This is a genomic window from Cupriavidus pauculus (assembly GCF_008693385.1).
Taxonomy (GTDB): domain Bacteria; phylum Pseudomonadota; class Gammaproteobacteria; order Burkholderiales; family Burkholderiaceae; genus Cupriavidus; species Cupriavidus pauculus_D.
Genome location: NZ_CP044067.1, coordinates 351923 through 367111, shown reverse-complemented (window position 1 = coordinate 367111; position 15189 = coordinate 351923). Strand labels below are relative to the sequence as shown.

The 15189-nt window shown below is 64.9% G+C and carries 12 protein-coding genes; 11 read left to right on the top strand and 1 reads right to left on the bottom strand.

Annotated elements, in window-relative coordinates:
• Positions 1 to 88: 88 nt before the first annotated feature.
• Entirely contained in the window at positions 89 to 1216 is a 1128-nt protein-coding gene (locus FOB72_RS19930) for a PAS domain-containing sensor histidine kinase (protein ID WP_150374463.1), read from the top strand.
• A gap of 17 nt (positions 1217 to 1233) precedes the next feature.
• The gene (locus FOB72_RS19925; RefSeq protein ID WP_150374462.1) at positions 1234 to 1881 is read left to right on the top strand and encodes a response regulator transcription factor; all 648 of its coding nucleotides are present in this window, start codon (positions 1234 to 1236) and stop codon (positions 1879 to 1881) included.
• Here the strand turns inward: FOB72_RS19925 and FOB72_RS19920 are convergent.
• Positions 1878 to 2363, bottom strand: coding sequence for a universal stress protein (locus FOB72_RS19920; RefSeq protein ID WP_150374461.1), 486 nt, complete (start codon positions 2361 to 2363; stop codon positions 1878 to 1880). The genes FOB72_RS19925 and FOB72_RS19920 overlap by 4 nt on opposite strands.
• A gap of 175 nt (positions 2364 to 2538) precedes the next feature.
• Here FOB72_RS19920 and FOB72_RS19915 point away from each other — a divergent pair, with 175 nt between their 5' ends.
• The 9 genes from FOB72_RS19915 to FOB72_RS19875 all read left to right on the top strand — a co-directional run bounded on the left by FOB72_RS19915 (position 2539) and on the right by FOB72_RS19875 (position 15180).
• On the top strand, positions 2539 to 3390 hold the full coding sequence (locus FOB72_RS19915) for a universal stress protein (RefSeq protein ID WP_115952068.1): 852 nt from the start codon (positions 2539 to 2541) through the stop codon (positions 3388 to 3390).
• 509 nt (positions 3391 to 3899) lie between these two features.
• Positions 3900 to 4751, top strand: a complete 852-nt coding sequence (locus FOB72_RS19910) for an AraC family transcriptional regulator (RefSeq protein WP_150374460.1) — start codon at positions 3900 to 3902, stop codon at positions 4749 to 4751.
• A gap of 282 nt (positions 4752 to 5033) precedes the next feature.
• Positions 5034 to 7112, top strand: a complete 2079-nt coding sequence (locus FOB72_RS19905; protein WP_223851709.1) for a TonB-dependent siderophore receptor — start codon at positions 5034 to 5036, stop codon at positions 7110 to 7112.
• 19 nt (positions 7113 to 7131) lie between these two features.
• Positions 7132 to 7668 (top strand): hypothetical protein, encoded by a 537-nt coding sequence (locus FOB72_RS19900; RefSeq protein WP_223851708.1) that lies wholly within the window; start codon positions 7132 to 7134, stop codon positions 7666 to 7668.
• A gap of 256 nt (positions 7669 to 7924) precedes the next feature.
• A complete protein-coding gene (locus tag FOB72_RS19895) occupies positions 7925 to 8950 on the top strand; it encodes a zinc-dependent alcohol dehydrogenase family protein (protein ID WP_150377278.1) in 1026 nt (341 codons plus the stop codon).
• Positions 8951 to 9213: 263 nt separating this feature from the next.
• Positions 9214 to 9855 (top strand): helix-turn-helix domain-containing protein, encoded by a 642-nt coding sequence (locus FOB72_RS19890; protein ID WP_317889555.1) that lies wholly within the window; start codon positions 9214 to 9216, stop codon positions 9853 to 9855.
• A 158-nt stretch (positions 9856 to 10013) separates the two neighbouring features.
• Positions 10014 to 12689 carry a bifunctional acetate--CoA ligase family protein/GNAT family N-acetyltransferase gene (locus tag FOB72_RS19885; protein WP_150374457.1) on the top strand — a complete coding sequence of 892 codons (2676 nt, stop codon included), beginning with the start codon at positions 10014 to 10016 and terminating at the stop codon, positions 12687 to 12689.
• Entirely contained in the window at positions 12686 to 13432 is a 747-nt protein-coding gene (gene phbB / locus FOB72_RS19880) for an acetoacetyl-CoA reductase (protein WP_150374456.1), read from the top strand. Before FOB72_RS19885 ends, phbB begins: the two co-directional genes overlap by 4 nt.
• Positions 13429 to 15180: a PHA/PHB synthase family protein gene (locus FOB72_RS19875; protein WP_150374455.1), complete on the top strand. Its 1752-nt coding sequence runs from the start codon at positions 13429 to 13431 to the stop codon at positions 15178 to 15180. The genes phbB and FOB72_RS19875 overlap by 4 nt, the downstream gene beginning before the upstream one ends.
• Positions 15181 to 15189 lie beyond the last annotated feature (9 nt).

The window sequence follows — 15189 nt, the reverse complement described above, 5'->3', positions numbered from 1 at the left end:
GCAGTGGAGATGACATCCGGCGCCATGCAGGCTACAGTGGACACCAGTCCATCGGGAGACGTCCGATACGCCTGCAGGGAAGACCGAGATGGTTGCAACCACACAATCCGAAGCGGCACCGGACCGGACGCGGCCGGGTCCGGTTACCGAAATCGTTGCGCTGGGCGAGTCCCGGTTGGCAGGCGTCATCCGTTCCGCCATGGAGGCCATCATCTCCGTGGACGAGGCGCAACGGATCGTGCTGTTCAATCCCATGGCCGAGCGCCTCTTTGGCTGTCCGGCGGAGACGGCCATCGGCAGGCAACTCGGCGACTTCATCCCTGAACGCTTTCGCGCCGCACATTCGGCGCACGTGGCCAGATTCGGCGTGACGGGCGTTTCGGACCGGCAGATGGGACAGCAGCGTACGCTCTTTGCGTTACGCCGGGATGGCACGGAGTTCCCGATCGAGGCATCCATTTCACAGACGTTCGAAGAACCCGGGCGAAAGCTGTTCACCGTCATGCTGCGCGACATCACCGAGCGCGTCCAGGCGGAGGCGGCATTGCGTCGCTCGCGAGAAGAACTGCAAGCGTTGTCCGACAGCATTCTTTCCGGACGCGAAGAGGAAAAGCGCCGCGTCGCGCGAGAGCTCCACGACGAGCTTGGCCAGCAGCTCAGCGCATTGAAGATGGATCTGGTCATGCTGGAAGGCGATCTGCGAGACGCCCGCTTGCCGGACCGCATTCTGGCGCAGGTCACGGCGATGCACGGTGTCATCGACACGACCGTCAACGCCGTGCGACGCATCGCGTCCGATCTGCGGCCGGCGCTGCTGGACGAACTGGGGCTGGCGGCCGGGCTGGACTGGCTGGCCAAGGATTTCGGCCGCCGCTATGCCATCGACGTCGTCGTGCACGCGGTGGACAGCCCGGACGTGGGAGAGCAGGTGGCGACGGCCGCCTTTCGTATCGTCCAGGAAGCCCTCAACAACGTCATCCAGCATGCGGACGCACGCCGGGCATGGGTGGACCTCGCGCACGTCGATGACGCGTACGTGCTGACGGTGCGCGACGACGGTCGCGGGTGGGACGGGAAAGCGAGCCGGGAGCATCGACGCTCATTTGGCCTGCTGGGCATCAGGGAGCGCGCGAGGTTGCTCGGCGGCACCGTTTCCATGCGGCACGCTCCCGGCGAGGGCTTCGAGCTCGCTGTCAGAATTCCCGACCATCCCTGACGGAAGGAGCCCGCTCGATGATCCGCGTGTTGATCGCCGACGATCACGCCGTCATGCGCAACGGCCTGCGGCACATCCTGGAGCGGGCCGCCGGATTCGTGGTGACGGGCGAAGCCGCCAATGGCGCGGAAGTGCCTCGCCTCGTCCGCGATCACCCCGGCGACGTGATAATCCTGGATCTCTCCATGCCCGGACGCAGCGGCCTCGAACTGATCTGCCTGCTCCGCGCGGAGCATCCGAGGCTGCGCATACTCGTGTTGACCATGCATGCCGAGGAGCAATACATCGTGCGAGCCTTCCGCGCGGGCGCTTCGGGCTACCTCACCAAGGAAAGCGCCGGCACGGAGCTCGTGGAAGCGCTGAGAAGAGTGGCGGCAGGCGGCACCTATATCAGTCCCGCGATGGCCGAGAAACTGGCGCTTGGACTCCAGACGCACATGGCCGACGCCCCGCACGCAAGTCTTTCGGACCGCGAACTGGAAGTGTTCCGGCGAATCGTGGCGGGCGAGTCGCTCACGGATATCGCCAGCGCATTGTGCGTCAGCGCAAAAACGGTCAGCACGTACAAGATGCGTCTGCTCGACAAGCTCAAGCTCCGCAGCGATGCGGCCCTCGTGCGCTATGCGATCGAGGCCAAGCTGTTCGACGACGACACGAGTCTCTAGGAGGCGCCAACGCGGGCAGGGCGCCGCACGGGGGAGGCTTCCCCACGGATCAGCAGCACCGGCTTGCATGTCTGCGCGATCACGCCTTCCGATACGCTGCCCATGATCAGCCTGCGCAACCCGCGGCGTCCGTGCGTTCCCATCACGATCAGATCGGCAGGCCAGCGGTCGGCGCGCTCGACGATGGTCGCCGAGATCTGCCCGGGCGTGATCGGCCGCTCGATCAGCTCGGTCAGAAAGCGCACGCCAGCGGATTCGAGGCGTGTCGATGCGCGTGCGAGCGCGGTCGTGCCGACGTTCGCGATCGCGCGCATCATATCCTCCGACTCGGGATAGCTGGATTCGAAGAATAGTTCGCTGTCGTCCACCACGAACAACACCTTGACCTCCGCGGCGGCGAGCTTCGCCACGGCAATCGCTTGCGATAGCGCCAGCGCGGACGAGGGGCCGCCGTCTATCGCTACCAGAATCCGTTCATACATCGCGCGCTCCTTCGATGTCCGTCTGTCCACAGTACGCCTGATAACAGCGTACTCAGTGAATCGCCGCGATTCTTGCGCTGTATCAATCGGATCGTTGATCTCCCTCAAGCGTGCGTATCGCGCCGCAACTACAGTGGTCACTACCGGCAGTACGTCGCATCACCGGAGGTGCAAGATGAGCTTTGCCGCCATGCTCGTCCATGTAGACGAGGCGGAGGGAACGTCAGCCCGCCTGACTCAGGCCGTGGCGCTTGCGGAGGGCTTTCATGCGGCGCTGATCGGCCTGCTGTCGGTCGACGCGAACGAATCCGCCTGGGTGTATCGGCACGCGGACGGGCGGCGCGAGCGGCAGGTGCCGGAGCGCAGCGTGGCGGAGGCCTGCGAGCAGGCGCGCCATTCGTTCGACACAGCGACCGAGACCGCGACGTTCCCGGTCGACTGGCGCGTGGGTGAAGGCGCGCCGGAGGAGGCCATGCTCTGCGAGGGACGCCTTGCCGATCTGTTGATCGTCGGGCAGCCGCGCGCCATTCGGGAAGATAGCGGCATGATGTTTCGCGCGCAGCGCCGCTTTGTCGCGTCGGTGATCCTCGGTGCGGGACGGCCCGTGCTGGTCCTGCCTCGCGATGCGCGCGTGAGCACGAATGGCACGCGCGTGGTGGTCGGCTGGAATGGTTCCCGCGAGTCCGCGCGTGCGCTTCACGATGCCTTGCCCTGGCTCACCCGCGCGGAGTCGGTGGATGTGGTGCAGGTGCTGCAAGCCCGAAGGCACCAGCGGTTCGAGGCGTCTCCGGGCAGTTATGCGGTGGCATGGCTGTCGAGGCACGGCATTCACGCCGCGCTGACGGAACTCGTCGCGGAGGCGTCCGCGGACGTCGGCGCGTTGCTCCTGGACTTCGCGCATCGCCGCGGCGCGGATCTGATTGTCTGCGGCGCATACGGGCAGGGGAGACTCCGGGAGGACATCCTTGGCGGCGTCACCGATACGCTTCTCCGCCACACGCAAGTTGCCACGTTGCTGGCACACTGAGCCACGCAACGCAGGCATTCACACGTCAGTGCGACATCGGCAGGGGGACGGCGACCTGCTGCAGCAGGCTGCGCGTCGTGCCCCCGAACCGTCAACCGGCTGCGTGCCGCGAATGGCCTTGCTCGGCCACCGAAGCATCAGTTATCGAAGCTTCAATAATTCCGATAATATAAAAACGATAAAAATAATTTACTTCGTCTAGGCGCAGATAGAGCGCGATAGATGTTGTCGTTTGTGTGAAGATCTATTAGGAGGGAAAATATGAAAAAAGAATCGTTGGAAATTAGGCTGGATGATGACGCTATCGTTATCGCGCGACCTTTGGCGGACGGCGGCGAGCCCAGGGCGCTGACGGAGATAACTCTCGAGGATATGAGAAATCGAGACCCTCAGCGTAAAGCTGGGAGAGTGGCGCGCAACCGATCGGCTGGACGCCATTGAGCAAGTCATCCATAATATTCTCCAATTCGGCCAACACTTCGTCTTGTCCCACGGTTCTACAGCCCAATATGTCGACCATTGAAGTTAGGGAGTTGACCGCGCCGACGGACGTCGACAGCATCCCGCGACCAGTGGCGGCCTTGAGTGCCACATCGGTAACCAAGGACTGGGAAAAGGCCAGGCATCAGCACCGCAAGGCGCAGCTAATCTACTCCGTACGCGGTACCCTGAACTGCGAGATCGAAGAGGGCGTCTGGATCGTGCCGCCTCAGTGCGCGATATGGATACCGGGCGACTTGCCGCACGCTTCGCGGGGGGCGGGGGAAACGGAATGCTATTGCCTATTCGTCGAGCCAGACGCCGCGCCCGAGCTTCCGAAAACCTGTTGCACGATTCTGGTATCGCCATTGCTGCGCGAGTTGCTTCTGAAGGCGGCCGGATTTCCCGAGTCGTATCCGCTGGGCGGACGGGAAGACCGGCTGATTGCCGCATTGCTCGACGAGCTGGTGGCCGCACCGGTGGAAGACCTGCATCTGCCCATGCCGCGCGATTCCCGATTACGGCGCCTTGCGGCAATGATGCTGGCCGACCCCACGGACAAGACCTCGAAGGCCGATTGGGCGACCCGCATCGGCATGAGCGAACGCAGCATGAGCCGTCTTCTGCTGCACGAAGCCGGAATGAGCTTCGGGCGCTGGCGCCGGCAGTTGCACGTGATTCTCGCGATTCAGCGTTTGACCAAGGGTGAAAGCGTGCAAACGGTGGCGATGGAGCTCGGGTATGAAAACGCCAGCGGGTTCGTCACCATGTTCCGCAAGGCGGTGGGCAAGCCGCCGGCGCGTTACCTCTCGGACCGGATAAGCGGCACGGCGTTGGCTGCCGTACCCTGCATCATGCTTCCTGGTGAAACCTCTCCCTGACCCGTCCGCGGTCCTTTCCTGCTTTTGGCCTAACTGAATAACAATCTGGCCTGGTTTCGACATCGTGCTCGCGCGTTGCCATTGTTAAATACGGCACCTAAATGCGAATGAGTATTATTGATGTCTACCTGCACCACTACCGGAAATCTCCGGTGGGTAATCGAGACCGGCACGGCGCCAGCCGTCATCGCCGCGGCAGCTCTCATTAGCGCGCAAAGCGCATTGGCCGAGTCGGCCCCAGTCCAAAGCACGGCAGTGGAAACGCACCGGGAGGCGATAGGCTTGCCGGCCGTCACCGTCACGGGCCAATTGGATATGGCGACCACCGAAGGTACTGGTTCCTACACCACGGGCGAGACGGCGGCGGCGACGCGGTTGCCGCTGTCCCTGAAGGAAACGCCACAGGCGGTGACGGTGATCACGCGCCAGCGCATGGACGACCAGCAGTTGAATTCGGTGCAGGACGTGCTGGAGAACACCACGGGCATCTCGGCGTACCAGTCCGACAGCGAGCGGACGAGTTTCTATTCGCGTGGCTTCCTGATCAACAACATTCAGTACGACGGCATACCCACCGTCGTCGGCGACATCGTCAACGGGAGCGGCATCGGTTCGCTCGATACCGCGTTCTATGACCGGGTCGAAGTCGTGCGCGGCGGGTCCGGCCTGCTGACCGGCACCGGCAATCCTTCTGCCGCCATCAACCTGGTGCGCAAGCGGCCGACGCGAGAATTCTCGGCGGCCGCCTCGCTTGGCGTCGGCAGTTGGGACACCTACCGGGGCATGGCCGACATCTCGACGCCGCTAACCCGGGATGGTCGCATTCGCGCGCGCATCGTCGGGACGTACCAGGATGGGCACTCGTACATTGACGGCTACAAGCCGCAGAGGAAGTCGTTCTACGGCATCGTGGAAGCCGATCTCACACGAAACACGACGGTGAGCCTGGGCTATGACTTTCAGGACATCACGCCGAAGGGCTCCACCTGGGGCGGGTTGCCGTTATGGTTCAGCGACGGCACGCAGGCGTCGTATCCACGCTCCAGGAATTACGCGCAGGACTGGAGCTATTGGGACAACACCGTCAAGACGGCGTTCGCCGAGGTCGAGCACCGCTTCGGAAACGGCTGGAGATTCCGGGCACTCGCCAATCAGTACCGCACCGACTACGATGCCGAACTCCTCGGCCTGGTCGGCCGCCCCGATCGCACCACCGGACTGGGCGTCTTTCCCTCCGGCGCTTATCCGGTGGCGTTGGCTTCCGACGGCCGCAGCCGTCAAAACACCTTCGACGTGATGGCAAGCGGCCCCTTCGACCTGCTCGGCCGCCAACATGAACTGGTGGTGGGGGCGATGACTTCGCGTCGCACGGCCAGTCAGGAGGATATTCCACCGTTCTACGCGAGCGTTTTCCCGGTCGATATCTATACGCTGAGCCCAGCGTTTCCCCGTCCCGACTTCGATGCCATGGCTTCGGTGCCGACCCGCACCCGAATCAGGCAGAGCGGCCTCTATAGCGCTGCCCGGTTCTCGCTGGCCGATCCTCTGAAACTTGTCGTCGGCGGCCGCCTGAACAGCTACGAAATCGACGACACCGTCGGCGGCTCATCGTTGCACTACAAGAAGAGCAGTGAGTTCACGCCGTATGCCGGCTTGATCTACGACATCAACAAGATCTATTCGGCCTACGTCAGCTACACGGGGATATTCAATCCGCAAACCGACTATCGGGACAGCAGCGGCAATGTGCTCACGCCCGCAAAGGGGAAGACCAAGGAAGTCGGGCTCAAAGGCGCCTATATGGACGGGCGTCTGCATGCGTCGATGGCCGTGTTCGAGACCAATCTGGATAACGCGGCACAGATGGTCTCCGGAATCTATACGCCGGGCGGCGCGCAGGCCTACAAGACCGCCGATGGAACGAAGTCGCGCGGAATCGAACTGGACTTGCAGGGCGAGCTGGCGCGCGGCTGGAACATCTACGCAGGCCTCGCCCATTTCACGGCGCGGGATAGCGACGGCGTCCGCCTGAATTCGCAAATACCCCGCACCACGGCCCGGCTTTTCATCACCCACCAGCTGCCCGGGGACTGGAACAAGCTGACGCTGGGCGGCGGCGTCAACTGGCAAAGCCGCTTCTACCAGGCGCCCAATACCGGCACGAGTTCGCTCGGCGGGGAACAGGGAGCCTATGCGCTGGTGTCGCTCATGGCGCGTTACGCGTTCACAAAGAAGGCCAACGTGACAGTCAACCTCAACAATTTGCTCAACAAAAAGTACGCGCTTCAGAAGGGCGACTTCGATACCGTGAATTATGGCGCGCCACGCAACGTGATGGCGATGCTGAACTTCAGATATTGACTGCCCGACGCAAAAAGCCATGACGATCAGGACGAGCGCCTATGACCCTTCCCCCCTCTCTACCTTCCGCCAGCCCAGACAAGGTCGCCTTGTCCTGGTTGACGACAGCCGCCGGTGCCGCACTCTTTGGCACCTTTCAAAAATAAAGGAAACAGACATGTCGATGAATAGTACCGACTTCCCTCTGGTCTGGATGAGTCTGACGCAAGAACCCGGACACGACCACGAAAAGGACTTTGCAGAGTTCGAAGCGAATCTGCGGCGCGGGCAGCCATTCGTTCTCCTGACCGATACCGCGCCTGCGGAAAACCATGAGCACCCGCCGGAAGAAAGGAAGCGCACCGCGCTCTGGATGAAGAAGCACAAGGCCGAACTGCAAAACCTTGTGCTGGGCATGATCCTGATCGAAACCAACCAGGCAAAACGTCTGGGCTTCAAAGCATTTTCGGTCGTCTTCGCCAAGTTCTGGGGCTACCCGCTGTTTCTTGCTGCTTCACGTGAGCAGGCAATACAGATGGCCAGAGAATTGCTCTCGAAAAAAGGGGAGTCCACATAGCCGATTGGGCGGGAGCCAAAGTCGTGGGACGGCTGTCGTCGAGACAAACGACCAGGCTGACGATGTCCATGTCTGCCTCGATGCGGGAAGGTGGTTTGACTCTAGGATGCTGCGCGACATGCAGGTTGAGGCAGGTCAAAGGTCACGAACATTGCAGGGGCCGGCGCGTTGACGGCGCTGGCGTCCAGTGCGATAACGGCGCATATGCCTCGGGCAGGAGCGCGACATGGCATCTTCCACCGAACATTCCCGGACAATGCGGGCAGCGGTATTCGACGGCCACGATCCGTGCCTGTCGCTGCGACGGATGCCGATTCCCGAGCCTGGCCCCGGTGCGGTGCGGATCGCTGTCGCCGCATGCGGCGTCTGTCGCACCGATCTGCACGTCATTGACGGGGAACTGCCGACACCGAAGCCGGCGCTCATTCCCGGACACGAAATCATTGGTTACGTGGATGCGCTGGGTGCCGGCGTCAGGGACTTGCGCCTGGGGATGCGGGTCGGCGTGCCCTGGCTCGGTCACACCTGCGGCCACTGCCGGTATTGCCTCGATGGGCACGAGAATCTGTGCGATGCCGCCGCCTTTCACGGCTATACACGCGATGGCGGCTACGCGGACTATGTGGTGGCGGAGAGCGCGTACTGCTTCCGTATTCCGGATGCCTACGACGACGTGGAGGCGGCACCCCTCATGTGCGCGGGGCTGATCGGCTACCGGTCGCTCAGGATGGCGGGCGCGGCGAGGCGCGTGGGCATCTATGGCTTCGGTGCCGCGGCCCATATCGTCACGCAGATCGCCGTGTCGGAAGGGCGCCGCGTGTTCGCGTTCACGCGGGCCGACGATGACCGTGCCCGCCAGCTGGCTCGGGATGTCGGCGCCGAATGGGCGGGAAGCAGCGACGATCCCGCGCCGGAACGCCTCGATGCCGCGCTGATCTTTGCGCCGGCCGGCTATCTGGTCCCCCGCGCGCTCGAGTCGGTGGACAAGGGCGGCATCGTGATCTGCGGCGGGATCCATATGAGTGACATCCCGGCGTTTCCCTACCGGCTACTCTGGGAGGAGCGGCGCCTCGTGTCCGTGGCCAACCTGACGCGGGCGGACGGCATCGGGCTCATGCGCGCGGCAACCAGGACGCGCCTCCATGTCCATGCCACACCCTATCCGCTCGAGGACGCGAATGTCGCGCTTGCGGATCTCCGCGCCGGTCGCATCGCGGGCGCCGCCGTACTGCGGGTCAGCGGGGACGGCATGTCAACCCGGGGTGCTCCGCCAGCGCCGTGACGTTGTCGGCACGGCGTGTCAGGTTCCCCTGACAAAACCCTTCCATGTGCCCGACGTGCGGCTCAGCAAAGCCTGATTTCCGGGCCTGTATCCTCGGACCATACTTCCCGCATGGTTGGTGGGCAGGCGCGCGGCGCCGGGAGCCATGGCAACACATGGCCCTTGATAAGAAGGGGTAGGCGATGCTTCAGGTATGCGAGGTACACGTACGCGAGCAGGTATCGAAGGCGCACTGCTCGGGCTGCGGGCTACGGAACCTATGTATGGCAAGTTGTCTCGACGACGATCATGTGGGACGCCTGGAGGCCGTCGTGAGCCACTGGCGGATGGTTCATCGCGGCGAGCGGTTGTTTCGCGCCGGCGATCATTTCCGGAGTCTTTACGCGCTGCGATCTGGTAGCGTCAAGACTGTCACCAGCGATACCTGCGGCGGCGAGCACGTGACGGGCTTCTTCATGGCCGGCGAAACGCTCGGTCTGGGGGCGATCAGCACCGACGCATACGACTGCGATGCGATCGCGCTCGAAGACAGTTCGGTCTGCGTGATTCCATTCGGGCCGATGGAGGCATTGTGCCGGGAGCTCAAGCCGTTGCAGCACCAGTTCCATCGCCTGCTCAGCACCGAGATCGTCAGGGAATCGCGCCAGATGACGCTGCTCTCCGGTATGTCCGCGGAGCGGCGCGTCGCCGCCTTCCTCGTGGACCTCTCGCGGCGTCTCCAACAACGCGGCTATTCGCCACGCAGCCTGACGTTACGCATGACACGCGAGGAGATCGGCAATTACCTTGGCATCAAGCTGGAAACGGTCAGCCGCGCATTCTCGCGGTTCCAGCGCGAGGGGTTGCTCCACGTCGACGGCAAACGCGTGGAACTGTTCGACGTGGAGGCATTGGCGCTCGTGTAGCTCCTCATAGGAAGCTCCTCGGTCAAAAGGGACGGCCAGACGCCGCCCGCAGTTTCATAGTGGCAGGCGCCTGTCACCGGGCATTGCGCTGGATCAATGACGCGCGACGCGGGCTTTCTATGCTGGATGGCATACCCCGCACCCTCCCGAGTTCGCTCATGACGATCCGCAACCTCGAACATCTCTTCCAGCCGGCCTCCATCGCCGTCATTGGCGCAAGCGACCGCCCGGGCCGCGTGGGGACGACGGTGTGGAACAACCTGCGGCATGGCGGCTTTGCGGGAGCGCTCCATGCCGTCAACCCGCGCCTCGATCGTCTCGACGGCATGCCCTGTCATGCGCGCGTCGGGCAACTTCCGGCCTGTCCGGATCTGGCCATCATCTGCACACCGCCTTCGACCGTTCCACGACTCATCGCCGAGCTGCGGGAACGCGGATGCAAGGCGGCGGCCGTGTTGACAGCCGGACTCGTTGCGGCGGACCGGCAGGCCATGCTGGACGCGGCCAAACCGGGCCTGCTGCGCGTCCTCGGCCCCAATTGCCTGGGCCTCATGGTGCCGCGCCTCCACATGAATGCCAGCTTTGCCCATACGGAGGCTTTGCCGGGAAGACTGGCATTCGTGTCGCAGTCAGGCGCGTTGTTTACTGCCGTCGTCGACTGGGCCAACGCGCAGGGCATCGGCTTTTCGCATGTCGTCTCGCTCGGGGAGAGCGCCGATGTGGACGTGGGCGACGTCATCGACTACCTCGCCGCCGCCCCCGACACATCGGCGATCCTGCTGTACATCGAGGCGGTGCGTGCCGGCCGCAAGTTCATGTCGGCGGCTCGCGCCGCCGCCCGCAACAAGCCCGTGATCGTGATCAAGGCCGGACGCACCGAGGCGTCGGCCCATGCGGCGGCGTCCCATACCGGCGCGCTGGCTGGCGCGGACGACGTGTATGACGCGGTGTTCCAGCGGGCCGGCATGCTGCGGGTCGAGAGCACGGAGGCACTGTTCGATGCCGTGGAGACCCTGGCGCGCGCGCGGCAGCCAGCCGGAGAAAGACTGGCGATCGTGACCAATGGGGGTGGCCCGGGCGTCATGGCCACGGACGCGCTCGTACGCGCGGGCGGGCAACTCGCGTTGCTTGGCGCCGACACCGTGGCGCGGCTGGATGCCGTGCTGCCGGCGACGTGGCCACGCGCCAATCCCATCGATATCATCGGCGACGCGCCGGTCCAGCGTTACGCGGATACGTTACGCATCCTGCAGGACGCCGCGGAGGTCGATGCCGTCCTGATGCTGCATGCACCGACGGCAATCGTGGCCAGCGACGCCATCGCACGCGCCGTCGTGGACAGTGGGGCGGGGCGTCTTCCAGTCCTGACGTCCTGGCTCGGCGCGGACGCCGTACGCGAGGCGCGCCGCATGTGCCGCGACGCCGGTGTGCCGGAATACGGCACGCCCGAGCAGGCCGTGCGTGGGTTTCTTCAAGTCGTCACGCAGGCACGACATCGCCAGCTGCTGATGCAGACGCCACCCGCCGCGCCTGAACTCGCACCCGATCGGGTCGCCGCCAGGGGATGGATTGCCGACGCGGTGGCGGCGGGACACCGGCAACTGCCGGCCGACATCGCGGCGCGCGTGCTCGAGGCCTACGGGATCCCCGTGGCCACGACGCGAAGCGCGCGCGACGAGCGCGAAGCGGCGGTGGTGGCGGAGGCGATCGGCTTTCCTGTGGCGTTGAAGATTGCATCGCCCGATATCTCGCACAAGTCGGATGTGGGCGGGGTGGCGCTTGGGCTACGGTCGGCCGAGCAGATACGGGAGGCGGCGCTGGCGATGCGTGCGGCCGTGGCGCGGCTGGCACCGGCCGCGCGCGTCGATGGCTTCACCGTTCAGCGCATGGCGCACGGCACCCACGCCTTCGAGCTGATCGTGGGCATCGCGTCGGATCCGGTGTTCGGACCGGTCGTGCTCTTCGGACATGGCGGCACGGCGGTCGAACGGATCGCGGATCGCGCCGTCGCGCTGCCGCCGCTCAATCGGCTGCTGGCAGCCGACCTCGTTTCGCGTACCCGGATCGCACGCTTGTTGCCGGGCTACCGCGACGTCCCGGGCATCGATAGCGCCGCGCTCGAAGACGTGCTGATGGCCGTCTCGCGCATGGCGTGCGAGCTGGATGGCATCGCCGAGCTCGACATCAACCCGCTCGTGGCAAGCGCCGAGGGGGTCATGGCACTCGATGCCCGTATCGTGATCCGGCATGCGGGAGGCGATCCGACCGCGCGGCTCGCGATCCTGCCATATCCGGCACATCTGGCACGCGACCTGACGTGGCACGGAGAAACCCTGCGGCTGCGGCCCGTGCGACCGGACGACGAGCGTGCGTATCGCACCTTCCTCGAAGCGCTCAGCCCCGCGGACATGCACGCGCGGTACTTCTGCATGTTGCGCCATCCTGTGCACAGCCAGCTCGCGCGGATGACCCAGATCGATTACGCGCGCGAGATGTGCTTCGTGATCGAGCGCTCCGCGCGCGGAGGCAGGCCCGCCGAACTGCTGGGCGAGTGCCGCGCGATGGCCGATCCGGACAACGAGCGCGCGGAGTTCGCGGTGTGCGTGCGCACCGATTGCAAGGGCCAGGGTCTGGGCAGGCTCCTGCTGACCGCGATGATTGCCTATAGCCGGGCGCACGGCACGGGCGCCCTCTACGGCATGACCTCTCGCGCGAACGAGCCGATGCTGGGGCTGGCTCGCTCTCTTGGCTTCGAAACCGCACCCGATGCGGACGTGACACGTCTGCTGCGCCGGCTGCGGCCGGCAAACAGCCCCGAAGGAGGTACCGCATGAATCCGGAACGTATTGCCCTGGTGACCGGCGGCATGGGCGGACTGGGCGAAGCGATTGCCACGCGTCTCCACGACGACGGGCTGCGTGTGGTCGTCACGCATTCCATCGCCAACGACCACGTGGCCAGCTGGCTCGCCGCGCATCGTGAGGGCGGCCGCGCGTTCGCCTCGGTGGCTGTGGATGTGGCCGATTTCGCGTCGTGCCAGGAGTGCGTGGCACGCGTCGTGGCCGAGATCGGACCGGTCTCGGTCCTGATCAACAATGCAGGGCTTACCCGCGACGCCCAGCTGCGAAAGATGCGGCAGGAAGACTGGGCCACCGTGCTCCGCACCGACCTCGATTCGGTGTTCAACATGACACGGCCGCTGTGCGAAAGCATGGCAAGCCTTGGATGGGGACGCATCGTCAATATCTCGTCCGTCAATGCGTCCCGCGGCGCCTTCGGGCAGGCCAACTATGCCGCCGCGAAGGCCGGCATGCATGGATTCACCAAGGCGCTGGCGCTGGAGATGGCATCGCACGGCGTCACGGTCAACACCGTATCGCCGGGCTATCTGGACACCAGCATGGTACGGGCGGTTCCGGCGGACATCCTCGAGAAGAAAATTCTTCCGCAGATACCGGTCGGCCGGCTCGGCAAGCCGTCGGAAGTGGCGGCCCTGATCTCCTACCTCTGTTCCGACGATGGCGCATTCGTGACCGGCGCGAACCTGGCCATCAACGGTGGGCAGCACATGCAATGAAGCGCGAACCACTCCCCGCCGTGTCTCTTCCCGCCACCTGTCAGGCGCCCGTGCTCCCTGACGCCTACGCGCGCTGGGACCAGGACATACGGGCGGCGCTCGCGGCGACGACGGGCGGCATCTCCATCGCCTCGCTGGCATTGGCCTGGGCCGACTGGGCGTTGCACCTGATCGTCTCTCCGGGCCGACAGGGGAAGGTGGCAGGGCAATGGTGCGCGGGTACGCTTGACGACTGGGCGCAGCCGCCATTCGCTGAGCGCAAAGCCATCGCGGGCGATCCCCGCTTTGCGGGACCGGCATGGCAACAGTGGCCATGGTGCGTCTGGCGGGACGCGTTCCTCCGCCAGGAGACGTTCTGGCAGGCGTTGACGTCCGAACTCGACGGCGTATCGCCTCATCATCAGCGGCTGGCGTCCTTCTGCGCGCGCCAGTGGCTGGACCTGGCCTCGCCGAGTAACCTTTGGTGGCTAAACCCAGCCGTGTTGGCGGCCACCGCGAATACGTTCGGCGGCAACTTCGTGCAGGGCGCAAGTCACTGGCTCGAAGACGTCGAGGATGCCGTCGCGCAGGTGTGCCACCTTCCCGCACAGCGCCGCAATCCGGATTTCGTGGTGGGCAGGAATGTCGCCATCACGCCGGGCAAGGTGATCTTCCGTAACGACCGCATGGAGCTGATCCAGTACGCGCCGACGACCGCAAGCGTGGCGACGGAGCCGCTGCTGATCGTCCCGTCGTGGATCATGAAGTACTACATCCTCGACCTGCAACCCGCCGACTCGCTCGTACGGCATGCGGTGGCCCGCGGCAACACGGTATTCATGGTGTCGTGGAAGAACCCCGGGGACGAAGCCCGCGATGTGGGCTTGCACGACTATCTGCGCGACGGCTTGCTGGAAGCGTTGCGGGTCGTGCGCCAGCAATGCGGCGACGCGCGCGTGCAGGCGGCCGGGTATTGCCTGGGCGGCACGCTGCTCGCCATCGCGGCCGCATGGCTGGCGCGGGAGCATCGCGACGACCTGTCCGGTGTGACCCTGTTCGCCACGGGCACCGACTTCGAAGTGCCGGGGGAATTGGGCCTTTTCATCGACGACAGCGCCTTCGCGACGATCGATGCGCTCATGCGCAGGCAGGGCTATCTGGACGGCCCCCAGATGACGACGGCATTCCAGATGCTGCACGCGCGCGACCTGGTGTGGTCGCGCATGCTGGGGGAATACCTGCTAGGCAAGCGCGCGAGGCCCAACGACCTGATCGCGTGGAATCGCGACACCACGCGGCTGCCGCACCGGTTGCACGCCGACACGCTCCGTTCGCTCTTCCTCCGCAACGATCTGGCCGAGGGCCGGTATTGCGTCGGGGGCGAGCCCATCGCGCTGGCCGACATCGCTGCGCCGCTCTTCATGGTGGGTACCGAGCACGATCACGTCACGCCATGGCGTTCGGCCTACAAGCTTCATCTGCACACGCGCGGCGAACTCACCTTTGTACTGACCTCCGGCGGCCACAACGCCGGCATCGTGTCGGAGCCCGGGCACCCGCGCCGCAGGTATCGCGTGGCCACGCGTGTACCCGGCGCACGTTATCGCGATCCCGACCGGTATCTCGCCGAAGCCACGCTGCATGAAGGCTCGTGGTGGCCGTGCTGGTTCGACTGGCTGGCCGGGCACGCGAGCGGGCAGCGGGAGGCGCGAGCGTTGCCCGCGGACGCGCTGGCCGACGCACCGGGAGCCTATGTGCTGGAACCCTGAAGGAGCAAA